This is a genomic window from Leptospira limi, assembly GCF_026151395.1.
Lineage (GTDB): Bacteria > Spirochaetota > Leptospiria > Leptospirales > Leptospiraceae > Leptospira_A > Leptospira_A limi.
On record NZ_JAMQPV010000001.1, the window covers coordinates 1 to 15116 of the forward strand.

Annotated in this window: 16 protein-coding genes; 6 read left to right on the forward strand and 10 right to left on the reverse strand. The window is 34.9% G+C overall.

The features are described from left to right. The 9 genes from ND812_RS00005 to ND812_RS00045 all read right to left on the reverse strand — a co-directional run. A partial coding sequence (locus tag ND812_RS00005; protein WP_265373710.1) for a GNAT family N-acetyltransferase occupies positions 1-454 on the reverse strand: 454 nt, incomplete at its 3' end. A gap of 93 nt (positions 455-547) precedes the next feature. Further along, positions 548-2191 (reverse strand): PEGA domain-containing protein, encoded by a 1644-nt coding sequence (locus tag ND812_RS00010; protein WP_265373711.1) that lies wholly within the window; start codon positions 2189-2191, stop codon positions 548-550. Then, on the reverse strand, positions 2181-2951 hold the full coding sequence (locus ND812_RS00015) for an ABC transporter permease subunit (protein WP_265373712.1): 771 nt from the start codon (positions 2949-2951) through the stop codon (positions 2181-2183). The genes ND812_RS00010 and ND812_RS00015 overlap by 11 nt, the downstream gene beginning before the upstream one ends. Beyond that, a complete protein-coding gene (locus ND812_RS00020; RefSeq protein WP_265373713.1) occupies positions 2941-3783 on the reverse strand; it encodes an ABC transporter permease subunit in 843 nt (280 codons plus the stop codon). The genes ND812_RS00015 and ND812_RS00020 overlap by 11 nt, the downstream gene beginning before the upstream one ends. A gap of 52 nt (positions 3784-3835) precedes the next feature. After that, positions 3836-4297, reverse strand: a complete 462-nt coding sequence (locus ND812_RS00025; RefSeq protein ID WP_265373714.1) for a PTS sugar transporter subunit IIA — start codon at positions 4295-4297, stop codon at positions 3836-3838. Between the two features lie 35 nt (positions 4298-4332). Beyond that, on the reverse strand, positions 4333-5223 hold the full coding sequence (locus ND812_RS00030) for a hypothetical protein (RefSeq protein WP_265373715.1): 891 nt from the start codon (positions 5221-5223) through the stop codon (positions 4333-4335). A gap of 12 nt (positions 5224-5235) precedes the next feature. Next, entirely contained in the window at positions 5236-6234 is a 999-nt protein-coding gene (locus ND812_RS00035) for an ATP-binding protein (protein ID WP_265373716.1), read from the reverse strand. Positions 6235-6402: 168 nt separating this feature from the next. Next, entirely contained in the window at positions 6403-6681 is a 279-nt protein-coding gene (locus tag ND812_RS00040) for a hypothetical protein (protein WP_002973362.1), read from the reverse strand. 78 nt (positions 6682-6759) lie between these two features. Further along, on the reverse strand, positions 6760-8301 hold the full coding sequence (locus tag ND812_RS00045; RefSeq protein WP_265373717.1) for a cellulose synthase family protein: 1542 nt from the start codon (positions 8299-8301) through the stop codon (positions 6760-6762). A gap of 120 nt (positions 8302-8421) precedes the next feature. On the opposite strand from ND812_RS00045, the gene ND812_RS00050 reads away from it, so the two are divergent. Then, positions 8422-10605 (forward strand): hypothetical protein, encoded by a 2184-nt coding sequence (locus ND812_RS00050; protein ID WP_265373718.1) that lies wholly within the window; start codon positions 8422-8424, stop codon positions 10603-10605. Continuing rightward, complete coding sequence (locus tag ND812_RS00055) at positions 10602-11345, forward strand: motility protein A (RefSeq protein WP_265373719.1); 744 nt, start codon at positions 10602-10604, stop codon at positions 11343-11345. Before ND812_RS00050 ends, ND812_RS00055 begins: the two co-directional genes overlap by 4 nt. Before the next feature lie 7 nt (positions 11346-11352). Here ND812_RS00055 and ND812_RS00060 read toward each other — a convergent pair whose 3' ends face one another. Next, the gene (locus tag ND812_RS00060) at positions 11353-12339 is read right to left on the reverse strand and encodes a class I SAM-dependent methyltransferase (RefSeq protein ID WP_265373720.1); all 987 of its coding nucleotides are present in this window, start codon (positions 12337-12339) and stop codon (positions 11353-11355) included. 207 nt (positions 12340-12546) lie between these two features. On the opposite strand from ND812_RS00060, the gene ND812_RS00065 reads away from it, so the two are divergent. From ND812_RS00065 to ND812_RS00080, 4 genes are read left to right on the forward strand one after another with little or no spacing between them, the layout of a single operon-like run. Next, positions 12547-12960 (forward strand): ribonuclease HI family protein, encoded by a 414-nt coding sequence (locus ND812_RS00065; protein WP_265373721.1) that lies wholly within the window; start codon positions 12547-12549, stop codon positions 12958-12960. After that, on the forward strand, positions 12957-13319 hold the full coding sequence (locus ND812_RS00070) for a hypothetical protein (RefSeq protein WP_265373722.1): 363 nt from the start codon (positions 12957-12959) through the stop codon (positions 13317-13319). Before ND812_RS00065 ends, ND812_RS00070 begins: the two co-directional genes overlap by 4 nt. A 33-nt stretch (positions 13320-13352) precedes the next feature. After that, positions 13353-13775, forward strand: coding sequence for a Fur family transcriptional regulator (locus tag ND812_RS00075; RefSeq protein ID WP_100727306.1), 423 nt, complete (start codon positions 13353-13355; stop codon positions 13773-13775). Next, positions 13757-15052, forward strand: coding sequence for a CCA tRNA nucleotidyltransferase (locus ND812_RS00080; RefSeq protein ID WP_407658408.1), 1296 nt, complete (start codon positions 13757-13759; stop codon positions 15050-15052). Before ND812_RS00075 ends, ND812_RS00080 begins: the two co-directional genes overlap by 19 nt. Positions 15053-15116: the final 64 nt, after the last annotated feature.

Consider the following 15116-nt stretch of genomic DNA (forward strand, 5'->3'; position numbering starts at 1 on the left):
TCATGACAGTCACCAAACGACTACCAAACGGAACTATTTCCACCTCTTCCCAACCAAGCCGAACATACAGATTAACAGCAGTATCCGAAAACAAATATAGTTCAGAAAATCCTTTTTCCTTTGCCAAAAATTCTAACTGCTTACAAAGTAATGCCCCATACCCTTTATGACGCATCTTAGGAATTGTATACACCAAACCTAACCAATGTTTATGAATTTTAAACTTTGGCTGAAGGTCTAAAAGACCTACATGATTATAAATGCCTCCCGTTGCAATTGGAACGGAATCGATTGTCATAACAACTTGTAACTGTGTTTCATCACCCAACACGGAATTTATTTTAGCTAAAGATTTTTCTAAAGGTATTTTCCACTCTTCAAGATACCAGTTAGTTATGACTGAAATTAATTCACTATCATGAGGCGATAGGATTCGGAACTCAACTTGACTCAAAATATTGATTACACTCCTAATAAAGCATCACCGTTTAATCCAATAGACGAATCAATCAATTCAAAAAGGTGCAGAATTCGCCTAGATATAATTTTAATAGCGAAGATGGAATTGCATATAACTATACCCTTCCATTGCCGACTGACCGTGGTTAGCAAATGCTGGATTGATTGGCAAATAACCAATTTCGATTGTTTCCTGGTCCAATCCCAAATAGTAAAAGGTAGCAGCAGATACCAACATAAGACCCATTAAAATCACCATTGGACCAGCTACCAATTTTCTATCCTTTCGGTTTTCAGTTGGTAACGTACCAGCAATCAGTTTTAAATTTCTACCTTTTGATTCTGCATTTTCGATCACTTGATTTTGAGTGTAATACCAAAAAAAGAATTCATTTGGATTGTTTTGGTAAAACGATGTGATTGCAAGCCCATTCGTTAAAGTTATTTGAGAACGTGCTCCCGAATATGCTTGCCTAGATGCATAGTTCAAATATGCATAACTTGCATAAAATAATAACGCACCATATAGGGAGTATGTCGTAAAATCTTTATAGGTGTGATCTAAAAATACATTTTGTTTATTTTTATAATAAACTTCAGACTGACCTTCTCGCATTTGCACATCCAAAGAAGTCTCTTCGTCTTCTTTTGCATCAATAAACCGAAAAGCATCAATATAACCTTCTTTTGATAATCGAAGTCGATTCATTCCTGTTGGGATGGAGATTCGTTGAATCGGTGTTTTTCCCAAATACTGAATCCCTAAGTAAACATCTGATTCTACATTTGAAGTGATTGAAATAAAAGAACTACTCAACTTGATCGAAAGTTTGGCCTCGATTTCGAATTTTTTCCCTTTTTCAAGGATGACTTCAGACTTATAAGGATGAAATCCTTCTTTAAATATAAATAACGATCGCCTTCCGATCGGAAACTTTTTTTCCGCTAGTGGAGTTTTACCTAAATAAATTCCATCCAAATAAACAAGAGCACCCTCTTCTCCATTTGTAGTTAAATTAAATGAAGTTGTCTCTTTTCCTTGTAATTTCTCCTTTATGGATTCACCCAGTGGGCCCATTTCCTGGTATGCTCGAATTACGGAAGTTTGGTGTTCAAAAGGAATTGTTTTTCCTTCATAATCATCGAACAAATAAACTTTCGTACGTAAAGAATTCTCAACCACTTCGTATGATCCAAACAAAAGGTAATCACAACCATATTTGGATGCAGTTCCATATACCTCATCAACTCGCAATGGCTTTTTATCCCACATCTGTTTGATCGTAATCTTTATATACCGAGGATCTTTTTCTGGAGAAACTTGTTTTTTCCCGATTCTTACATCTTCTAAATCTTTTTCGTCGTTAATCTCTTTCTTTTTTCTTTTTGCATTCGGAGATTCTGCATCAATTTTTTCCTGCAAAGTTGAAACAGGATTTTCACCAAAAGAATGATAAATTACATTCTTTCTAGGATATTCTACATAAGTATATTCTAAATTTCTAAGATAGGAAAGCAATACAGAAGGTATCCCTTTCATTAGATATTCCTTTGTAACATCCTCCTTAATTGCAACAAATGGGAAAATACAAAGATTTCTACTTGATTCAAAAGTAACTCCACCTTTGTAAGATTGGCTGGGAAAATTATAATAATCATCAATGGAAAATAAAGGAAGAGTATTCCCAAGTAGTCCCAAAATTAGCAATGCAGCAGAAATTTTATGTTTCATGTTTTTGATTGCGGGACCCCAATGAATAAACCAAAGTTAAAATAGCGATGATGGGAAGCAAAACGGAAAAAGGAGACTTATCGAAATAATCTTTTGAAAATGAGATTTGTTCCCCTAATCCAGGCCCCGTGTCCCCTACCGAAGTTTGGATTCCCAAATAAGAAAATAATGCCGTCGTCATTACAACAGTCGGTAAGCCAGAAAAAAATAAAAACCGAAACATACTCCGAAGTGCAGGAAGATAATGTAGAACTATCAGATGATAAGGTTTGGCACCAAAACAAAGCGAAGCCGCTATGTAAGGACTTGTTTGAATCTCTCTGATTTTAGCAGTTAATGATTCGTAAACCACTGCCCAATCAGATACTAAAATTGCGATCATAATCGAAATTGGATTATTGGGAAGGATACTGATCACAATGAGTGCAGACAATAAGGAAGGAATGGCAAGTGAAACAGAAACAAAACCCGATAGAAAAAAATCAGATCGTTTTGGAAAAACTAAAGTTAACGTTGAGACTATAAAAGAAAACAAAATAGTAAGTAATCTTGCTGGAACAACGATGAGTATAGTCGACATCGATCCATAACAAAACAAAGCTAAATTATTTCTTCCCAATCGATCTGTTCCCAACATAAATCCATCTGAAAAAATTGGTAAGTTATTATTGGTTAGATCAACATAAGAAGGAACTGGTAATATTAAAATCCCAAAAACAATAGTTCCAAAAAACAAAATACGAATTGTATTAAGGAGCATTTCGATACTCCCCAGAGAAATAATTTTGTAAATGGTATCCAAGTCGATTTAAACTATAAAATAAAATCCCTGAATACATAAGTAAAGTTGATAACAAATAAGTATCCATGGATTTTATCGAGTAATATAAAGATTTTCCAATTCCCGGAAAAAAGAAAATTTCTTCAACCACCATGGCGCCAGATAACAAAGAACCAAAATCCAATACCAAAAGTATGAATGAAACTGGTAATACTTTTAAAAATATTTCAACCCTTACGATGTAACTCCAAGGATAAGATCGAGTCAAAAGTAATTGAACGTATTTAGATTTAGATTCTTTTATGACTTCTGGCAAAAGGTACAGTGACAATCTAGCAAAAATTCGAGAACCTAATGTAATACCTGGTAAGACAATGAAGTAAGTGTTCCCTATCTCATATCCGCCTGGAGGAAACCACTCAAGTTTATAGAAAAATACGATTAACAAAAGTATAGCGACAATAAAGACCGGAGTTGACAATATAAAATTAGAGATTGTTTCAACAAATACATACAATCGATCAGAACGAAAATAAACTATAAGCAAAGCCATTCCAAACGCAAATGTAGCGCCAAATAAAATACTAAAAATTGCTAAATGAATCGTTGCAAAAAAACGATTTGAGATATGTCCATAAACAGATTCACCATTTTGTGTTTTGCCACCAGCTTCCAATAATAATCGTTTCCAAAATTCTAGATAAGAAGTTAAAATATTTTTTTCAGAAGTTTCGACATTGGAAATTCCAGAATCTGCATACAAATAGGATTTATCTTTTGTATGAAATTCTGATACAAAACTACTAATCATTGACAATAGTAGCAGGAAATAAAGAAAACGGAAAACTTCCGACTTCACAGAGTTAACTTTTGGAAAGGAATGCCTTTTGGATTTCTTCGAAGTTTTTGGCTTTAATCAGTTTCTCCCTTTCCTCTGGGATGTTTAGAGTTTTTGCAATTAAAGCTAATGTCTTAATGTGATCCTGAAATTTGTTTTTAGGAACTATTAACATGATAAAAATTTGTACAAGGCCATGGTCCAAAGCATCAAAATCGATTCCACTAGGTGCAATTGCCATTGCACATTTTAATTCATTTACGTAATGTACGGAACAATGAGGAATCGCTACACCACTTCCGATGCCAGTTGACATTGATTTTTCTCGATTCATCAAGGAAGCAACAGTTTCGTCTTCATGAACTGCGTCTAACGTTTGTGTGGCGACCATATGCGAAATCATTTTTCGAATTGCATCTTCTTTCGTTGATGCTTTAAAGTCGAAAATGATATTTTTAGGATCCAGAATCTCCAGAAGTTGATTCATTTGGTATTACTTACTCCCACATTTCCAAACTCGACTTATTTTCCAAGAAAAACCCTTACAAATAGAGACTCTATCAGAAAAAAAACGACCACTACCCATATACCACTTATACCCAATTTTCCTACAAAAAAAGCAATCGGGAGTAAAATAAGGAAACTGACAATTGTCACATAAAAAGAACCGTAAAAATTCCTTCCAGGTGCTAATTGAATGAAAAAGGCCAAAGAAGCATAGGACAAGTTCCAAGAATAACCAGTTAACCCAACACCAATTCCCCAAACAAAAAATAAAAGGAACCAAGCAAGAAAGAAACTTAAAAGTATAGTGCGGCGAAACGAAACCCATGCAACACTTACTAGTAAAAATATACCTAAACTTTCTGCGATTGATAGGAAGAATTTTGAATTTGAGGAACTATCAGAAATCCAAGGTAAAGATATGGGTAGTAAACTTGTCTCAATAGGCAAACCAACACTAGATGCCAAATTATATTCTGATCTAAGTTGATACCCCATAAGAGAAAATGAGGAATCAAATATATACAAAAACAAAATGACAAAAATGGAAATTGGCAACCGTAAGGAATAATGTTGTATGAAGAAAAAGTGAGCCACAAAAGCAAATACCATAGATACTGATAATAAAACTGGGTTTAGCCATGCAGTAGGAATAATCAGTAAGATGATCAATAATTGCGAAATCAGACCGATCCAATATGGAGTTTGTTTATTGCGTATGCATACACCTAAATAAAGGAAAGTGAGAATCGAAGCCAAAACAATTGGGAGGATTGGTAACGGCGTTACAAAAGCCAAAGAGTACCCTAAAAAAATAATGAGTGTTAAAAAATAAAATAGATCAGCAAAAATTTCTGATGATTTAATCCCCCAACTATTTTCAGAAAGTATATAAAGGTTTTTTAACATCATAAATTTTGTTTAAACAACCTCTTCGATTCGTTTTCGAATATCAATCCCTGCTGGGCAGTATACTGTACAAATTCCACAACTAACACACTTTTCTTTATCGAATTCTTCGATTTTTCCTTTAATCAATTGGAAGGGATTTGCCTGAGTTGGGCAATATTGGTTACATTCCAAACAATCGATACAACTGAACTCTTTCCTAACTGCTGGGAGTTTTTCGTACAATGTAATTGCATAATGTTCATAGATATTAAAATAACCTAAGGAATTCACATCCATCGGCTGAATTGCTTCGAAAACCGTATCAAAAGAAGCAATCTTATAACGTTTGTCCAAATTCGCAGGGATAAAAGCCAAGGATTGACCATTTGTCAAAAAAAATTGTCTAGGTTCTAAATCCATTCGGCCTTTACGGTCCACTAAAAAGACAGCTAAGTGTCGTTTGGTGAATGGTTCACCGAAATACAATTTACGCAATATGTGATAAATTGTCTCTGCACCCAAATATAAAATCTCATTTGATTGAAGAGATTTTTTTGCCTTTTTGACATCCCATTGGAATTGTTTATGCAAAAAATATTCAGGGATACCAATAGGATGTGCAAACTTTAATGTAGGGATCTCAAAAAAGTTTTTAACTTCTACTTTGGGAAAAGTAGTTTTTAGTAATTCAATGAAACTGGAATAAGCTTCTTTCATTGAAGTTAAAATCATTTCTTCGAAATCTAAATGTTGGTATCTTGAGAAGGGAGATAAGACAATTTGAAAGGAAGGATTGGATTTAAATTTTAAGAAATAATCCTTCAGTGGCATTTCATCGATATCAAGAGATGCCAAGGCACCTTCATCAAATGCATTTATGAGTGATGAAAAATCATAACTCTTAAATTGATAAATTGAACTGGTTGACCAAGAACCATCTTGTTTGATTTGGAAAAATTTTTGATCAGCAGTTAACGTTGCGACTCCATTTACAGGTGCAAGTACCTTAGTACCGTTATGCGAGAGCATAACTTGCCCGTGAGTCACTCGAGTAGGATAGGAATCAGTAATTTCGCTGCCCGCAGGAACGGGGATCAGGAATTGACCCTGAATCGTCCGTTCTCTTTTATTTTCAGTTTTATGAAATTTACGAGCGAAGGCGCGAGGTAACCTGGGAAACAACACGCCAGTAATGATTTAGACGGCTTTCACCATGTAGATTTCGTCTTTGATTGGGAGCTCTTTTTTCAAGTTTTTGATGTAAGGTAAAATTTCTCCCATTTCTTCGTAGTATTCACAATTTGTTTGCATACGACGAGCGACGGTAAAGTATTTATAAAGTTTTTCTTCACCGGAACGTTTTGACCATTTCTTCTTGTTACATTTTACTCGAAGAATGTATTTATCTTGCTCCGATTCGTATTGGCGAACCACAACACAATGCAAACAGTTCGCGCAGTAGACTTTTTCACTCATGGATGACCCCTGGACCTAGGTTGAATTTACAGCTTTTTGGAAGGAAAGGTTTCGTCAAGTAAGTACCATCGCTCTTCCTTAAGCGACGGCACGAAGTTCTTTTTCTGCTTTGGTGGCTGGCTTGAATTTCCAGAACGACTCTGCCACAGAAAGATAGGAGACATAGAAAAATCCGATAGAATAGAGAACCATAAAACCGATCATATATGGTTTTCCGACCATGAAGGATAAATAAATGCAAAATACACAATAAGCACCCATAAAAAATTCGAGGAAAGCTCGGTAATCAACAGGAACCACATATTTGATTTTGTCCTGTAAACTATCCCCTTCTTTTTCAATTCGGAGCTTTGGTGTGCGTTTGAATCCCGATTGGACACCAAAAACAGCTTCTACCCAGGCATAAGTGTTCATCACAGCAATACCAGTTCCGATCATCACAAGGATGGGAAGGTAAACCAATTTAGATTTCCAGTTTTTGTGAATTTCTCTTTGGGAATACGCGTAAAAAATAACAGGTCCCATGGAGCCAACGGAAAGAACCGCCGCCGATCCAAATAGAATTTCCATAGGGAGGTCATCCATTTTAAATCCTGCCCAATATTCCATCAGAAGGAGAGGGGCTGTGAGAAGGATGTTGATGATCATCAGTGGATGAACTGAATAATTGATTAAGTGAGTGATCGCCTCACCTTTGATTTTCCAAGATTCTTTGGACTTCCAAATGCGAGGGATGAGTTTGACTGCCGTTTGGATGGAGCCTTTGCACCAACGGAATTGTTGTGCCTTGTATGCATTCATTGTTGCAGGGATTTCTGCCTTACAAACTACATCTTTGATATAACGGAATTTCCAACCTTTGAGTTCAGCGCGGTAAGATAGGTCAAAGTCTTCTGTGAGGGTATCATGTTCCCATCCACCAGCATCTTCAATGCAAGAACGTCTCCAAATCCCAGCTGTCCCGTTAAAGTTCATCCAAAGGCTTGAACCATTTCGTGCCACTTGTTCAATCATAAAGTGACCATCGATTCCAAAACTTTGGGCTTTGGTTAAAATATTATAAGTTTCGTTGATATGGCCCCAACGTGTTTGGACCATTCCGATCGATTCATCATCAAAATATCCCATCGTACGGAGTAAAAAATCGGGATCTGGAGTAAAATCAGCATCAAAGATTGCGATATAATCCCCTTTTGCCTTTGCCATACCTTCATCCAATGCACCAGCCTTGTGGCCTTTACGATTCGTTCTATGAACGTGTTCGATCCAAATTCCTTTTTTCTTGTACTGAGAAACGAGAGTCGCAACCTTCTCAATAGTTTCATCAGTGGAATCATCTAAAACTTGGATTTGGAGTTTTTTAGCAGGGTATTGTAAATTGCAAGCGGACTCAATCAAACGATCGACCACATAAAATTCATTAAAAATAGGAAGTTGGACCGTAACTGTTGGTAGGTTTTTGTCCTTCAAAGACAGGATTTTTGATTCATCCTCTGCGCAGTTTTGTTTGTATCTGCTATACAAAAACACCATGAGGTAGGTGTGTAACCCGAAGTAGAACAGAACTAAAATATCGAAACCGTAAAGAACCAAAAAGGATATAGATAAAAACGTGAGCATAGTTATAGTCAAAATCGGCAAATAGGGGGTTTTGGTCAAACATTTTGTGCACCGCCAAATAAAAATAGAATTTCTTTCGTTTGCGATCAAGGCCCATACCACAACATTGGTTGCAATTCTATGGATTCTCAATGGAAACGATTCTGGGAAACCGGCCTCTTCCCCTCTCTCGAATTTAGCCTTAGCCTCTCGATAGGTTATGTTTTGTCTCTGTTCTTTTATGTTGCTGGGTCAGAATTATCTTTAATTGATAGGACAGACACTGCTTATCCCATCTTACAAGCGCTCATTGCTATTTTTTTTGCAGCTGGTTTTATCTATAGGAAATACAAACAAAACTTTCCATTTGCTTTCAGTTTGGCACTACTCACACTTGCAATCGGTCAAGTGATTTGGCTTTTATTGGGGAACACTTCCGAATTCTTAATCGACTATATCTTTTCATTCGAATTAGTTTTGATAGGTGGAATCTTATCTGCTTTTTCAGTCGGTATATATGGCGGATCCTTACGTGACTTCAGGTTTTTGAGTTTTTCTTTAGGAGTAACAGTATTTACCTTTTACTCCCTTTTTGAACCTAACCAAAACTATTCGATAAAAATACTGTTAGCCATCTTGTATATACTTTTGTCGTTTTATTTTTTTAGTACTTTATTCCAACAAAATCCAATCTCTAGTAAGTTCTATAAAATTAGATCAAAAATTGGGAAACACCCTTTATTTTCGCCTTTTTATCGATCAAGTTTATCCTTACTCATCGCCTATTGTATTCTCCATTTATATTTCCAACCTGGACCCAAAATACCATTAATACTTTCTATATCATTCTCCGTGACCTTCGGAAGAGTATTATCACTATTAGGTGGCTTAAAAAAAGAGACAAAAGCAGTATTCTTAATAGGTAGAGTTGCATTATTGTTTGCTTTTTTCTTCTTTATTTACCAAACTTATTGGAGTTCATTTTACATTGCCCTTTGTATCATTGGAGGTACAATTGTTGGCTTTTTTAAACCTAATAAAACACCTTACAAAGAATATATGATGATTGGTATGGAAACAGGAATATACTTGGGACTTTCTTTCCTTTTATATTTTTGGAATTTACCAATGGGCATTCGCACATTTACTGCACTTTTATTTGTTCCCGTTTTGGTTTATCCTTACTTATTGCAAAAACACATTGTTAGATTGCCTCGCCTTTTAATGTTAGCTGGCGCAATTCTGATTGTGATCTTCTTTTTTTCTCCACCTACGATCCGAACAAATTCTCCATTTTCAAAAAAAGAGAACTTTGATCCGATCCCATTTGCCATCACAAATCTAAATTTTAATGAAGAAGAATATATTTTTTACAAATCTGTTTTACCTTTTCCTTCTAATCCTTTTTTGCCAAAAAGATCAGAAATCAAAGATAAAATCGTTGTATTAGGTTTGAGTTCCAACCAATCACAAATTATATCTTATATCGAAAGACTAAGTGAAGAAAATCATCCATTTTTAATCATTACGACTAGAAACAAAACCAATCAATTTCATCATATCAATGCACTGTCATTACTAAGTAGAAAATCATACTGGAATTTTGACATATACTATCCGAATTATATGATTCAAAAAATTACATTTGCACCAACACTTCCTAATGATTGGAAATTAAAGTATTTTCATGAAAAACTTGATAATGCTTCTTTCCAAGAAGTAGTGAACCATTTGGATTCTGTTTTAAAATATTCTTCAGGTGATTTAAGAAAAGACGCATTGGAAATCAAACATTTATATTATGAATCATTTGCTGCATATGCAAAATTTTATCATAATATTGGCCAAAATAAATTAAGTTTAGATGCGATTGCATATGCCAGGAAATTTGAATCACCGAAACCAGATTTGCTTAGAATAGCATTTAATAGTTTAAAATTCACTACACCTGAAGCAGAATACATTCCAATTCTCGAAGATTTGAGTATTGATTCAGAGTTCCAAGAGTTTGCTTGGAATTCTCTCATTCCTATGTTTGAATCTTTAGGAGATTGGAATAATGCTTTAAAAACAATGGGATTTTTAGAAAAGTATTACAGAATAAATAATCAAATTGAACAAGCAAATGAACTTGAACTAGCTAGAGTTAGGTTATACATCAACCAAGAGAACTGGAAAGAAGTAGAACCTATTATTTCTGCACGTTTAAGAGAAAATCCCAATTCTGTGATTTGGGAACGATTGAAAAATGAAGTAATCGAAAAAAAAGACTCATTTAGACGTATCAGTATACGACCAGATGCAAAAGAGGCAAGAATCCAATGATCCATTCTACATTACTCGGTATCCTAGCAGCAATTTTATCCGTTTTTGTTGCGATCTTAATTGAAGGTGCATCATTACGATCATTTTTCCATATCCCTGCCATGTTTCTTATCGTTGGTGGAACGTTAGGTGCTACCTTTGCATCTTTTTCGATTTCACAAATTTCAAAAGCCATTCGAGATACTCGATTTGCATTGCAAAAACGAAAAGAAACAGATTTAAAACTTTTATTCTTTCGATTTTGGGAAAAAGCAAGGAAAGATGGATTACTTTCTCTCGAAGAAGAATCCAAAAAATTGGATAACCCATTTTTACAAAAAGGAATTCAATTAATAGTAGATGGCTCTGATCCAAGAACGATTGAAGAAATCCTTTGGGAAGCACATGAAGAAAAAGAGAAAGAAGATTTAAAGTCTGCAAGAGTATATGAAACAGCCGCTGGTTTTTCTCCTACGATTGGAATCATTGGAACTGTACTTGGACTCGTAACGGTTTTAGAAAATTTGGATGGTGGAACGAAGGTACTCGGCCAAGGGATTGCAACTGCATTTATTGCAACATTTTATGGTATTTCCTTTGCGAATTTAATTTTGTTACCTATTTCCAACCAATTAAAAGTAGTTGCAAAACGAGAAAGTAACGAACGTCAGGCGATTATGAGAGGAATTTTATCCTTACAATCTGGTGAAAATCGCAGAATTTTAGCAGAACGAATCGATCCTTTTGTCAACCAATCATGAGATAAGTTTATTTCGAGATTGGTAAGATACAAAATAATTGGTGGATCTTTTGGTCCCGAAAGTCTGATGGTATCGATTCCAATGTACGATTCATACAGAGATACCCTCTTTCCTTCCATTCTTCTTCTTCAACTTCCATTTTAAACTTACGAAAATTAGTTGAGAACCAGATTTCACCTTGATCGGTTAGAAATTTTGTTAACAATAATAAAAGTATATTTCTATGTTTCGTCTGCACATCCCATTCTTCGTACATTTTTTTACTATTTGAGAAAGTTGGTGGATCGAGAAAAATTAAATCATATCTTTCTCGGTTAGGGTTTTTTGCTTCACCTTCTAACCATTGCAATATGTCGGCATTGATAATCTGATGATTTTGGCCAGTAAAGCCATTTCGTTGTAAATTTTGATTCGCCCATTCACAATATGTTTTTGAAAGATCGATACTTTTTGTCTTAATTGCACCACCTGACGCGGCGTATACGGAAAAAGCACCAGTATATGAAAATAAATTAAGAACAGATTTATTTTGTGATTTTTCTTTTAACCATTTACGTGTAATTCGATGGTCAAGAAATAACCCTGTATCTAAATAATCAGAAAGATTGATGCGGAATTCTAAGTTATCTTCCCTTACCCAATGATCGTTCCGTTCAATTGCTATTTTTTCGTATTGATCTGTGCCTTTTTGTTTCCTTCGACTTTTTAAAAAAAGAGTATCATCTGATATTTGAAATACATTTTTCACAATTCCGGCAATTTGTGCAAATCGTTCTTCGTGATCTGCTTCTGCTTGGAATCGTAACGAACTTTTATCATACAACACAAATCCATTTGGATATCGATCCAAAATACACGCAACTTGGGGTATGTCTTCGGAATAGATCCGATAACATTCTATATTTTCGCGTTTCGCCCATTTTTCGCGCTCTTTTTTTAATTTGCGCAAGCGATTTTCAAACATTATGAGGGCACCTAATCCTCGTTCCGTCATAGTTAGTTCCTTATTTGGTGGGCTTTTTGGGTAGACTTCCCCGCCCTACTAGAGACTGGGTGGGGTTATCCACCCGCCACCCAATACGCTCCATATAACATACCTACCGAAAAAGTCCTCTTTAATTCAATTTCTAAGATTTTTTTTTCAAAGAGGTTCATGTTTTTGATTGGTGATAGTTTCGTAATCAAAAATCATGTCGGCTATATGTCCTCAAAAGATACAACTTTTGTTTATTGTGATGGAAGTTCCCGTGGAAATCCTGGTCCAGCTGCGATAGGAGTTTCCTTTCAAGATAATGATGGAAATGAATTTTTGTCCCTATCTGAAAAAATTGGAAATGCTACTAACAATATCGCAGAATGGAATGCCTTATTTCGAGGTATGGAAGAAGCAATCAAACAAAATATCAAAAAAATAAAGTTTAGATTGGATTCAGAACTTGTCGTAAAACAGATGAAAGGTGAATACAAAGTCAAAAACAAAGATCTTTTAATATTCAAAAATAAATGCGAAGAGCTCAGAAATTCATTTGATAGTTTTGAAATTCAATATATACCGCGCGAACAAAATGCACGTGCTGACCAACTTGCAAATCTTGCGCAAGACAACAAAGGATGAAAACTTTCATTCAACAATTTGTCCTACTACTACTTTCCTTTTGGATGGCATTAGGATGTAAACCTTCCTATACAAAACAATTGGATAAAATCTTAGAAGAGGGAACTATCTATCAGTCTGCGATATTTTGTGAACAAAATAAAGTCCATCTAAAGGAAAGAGAGTTAGAATGTATCGAGGTTACAAAAAAGGCGAAAGAGGAAATTGATTCCATCATCAATCGTCGATTAGACTTAGGAATTGCACCGGTTATCATTGAGAAATCCAAAGGGAAAGAAATCGAGGAATTTTTAAAAGTACATACACAAATGGGGATCCGTTATTGGGAAATCTGGAAGTCGAGTGTGATTTTAGAATAGACAATCTCTGCCATATTGCGATAACCATTTTATATGGCTGGCGATCCTTCTCAAATTCTCAAAAAAATTGGACTCAAGGTTACGAAAAATAGAGAACAAGTTTTATCGATTTTACAAGGATCCCAAAGACCACTCAACCACCAAGAAATCATGGAAAAACTTCCGAAAGAAGAATCTTGGGATCGAGTTACGATCTATCGTGCACTTTCTGATTTAGAAGAAAAAAATCTACTAAACTCCCTACATTCAGCTGATCGTGTAACTTACTTTGAATTGAAATCGGATGGGAATCATGTTGTATCTCTTGCACATGGCCATTTGATCTGTAATGTTTGCGGAAAAATTGAGTGTATCGACGATCCCTGGAATGGCATGCCTTCCTCAAAACAACTAAAAGGTTTTACGACAGAATCAGTTGAAATTGTTTTTCGAGGCAAATGTCGAAATTGCCAGTAAACCTTTCTTCTTACATTCCTACCTTTCATAAAAATCATTTAGAGCTCATCGACTCTACCTTAAAAAATTCAGGATTTGAATGTTATTTGGTAGGAGGTTCTGTTCGTGATTTGGTAATGAAAAAAATTCCAAAAGAATATGACCTCACTACAAATGCAGAACCAAAACAAGTTAAAAAGTTATTCAGAACTGTTATAGATACGGGCATCGAACACGGTACAGTAACAATTGTGATTGATAAGGTAAACTATGAAGTAACAACGTATAGAATCGATAAAGATTATACTGATGGTAGAAGGCCTGGTCATGTTGAATTTGGGACAACATTACATGAAGATTTAAAAAGAAGAGATTTTACAATGAATGCCTTAGCATTCGATCTTCAATCTGAAGAGTTAATAGATGATCATTCAGGCTTAGTTGATATAGAAAATCAAACAATACGAACTATAGGTAATCCTATCCAAAGATTTTCAGAAGATGGATTAAGACCAATTAGAGCCCTTCGTTTTGCAAGCACTCTTAACTTTACAATTGAAGAAGAAACTAAAAAAGCAATCCATCTAACAAAACACATTACTCAAAAAATTTCATTGGAACGATTCCAAGACGAAATATTAAAATCATTTGTAGGTGAAAATCCTGCTAAAATGATTCAATTGTTAGCAGAAGAAAATATTTTCCAGATTTTTCTTCCAACTATACCAAAAGACCTAAAACCTAACGATACGATCCTTAATATGCTCAACCAAATTCCAAATGATTTGATTGGGTTCCAACTTGCCTTTGCTTTTTATTCGATTTTACCCAGCTTAACACTCAAAGAATTGGAAACACATTTACGTACTCTCAAGTTTTCAGGACAAAACATAAAAGATACAATTTTGTTTTTTGATTTGTTGTTAAAATGGAATCAAATTGAGAATACAAGTTCTCTCTCTTCATATTCGATTAAAAAAGAATATTTAGCGCTCGTTAAACGACATTTTTTAAATCGATATGAATTGAATCGTAACTTTTTTGAAAAATTAAAACCTCTTTTTGGTGATCATATCGAAACGATGATCACGATTTGGAATGAAAATCCGCCCTTATTACTTTCCGATTTGGCTATGAACGGCAACCATTTGAGTGAAAATTTCCCAAACTTACCAAAAACTAAATTTGGAGAGGTGTTGAACCAACTTTTGGACATTGTTTTGCAAACGCCTAAAGAAAATGAATATCTAAGACTTATCAATCATACTGCTGATTTTATAAACAAATTGTCCAAATAATTCCAACAGAACAAGAATACCTCCGGACGTTTTGTTCTCTTTTTAATCAAAATTTGCCTTTTTT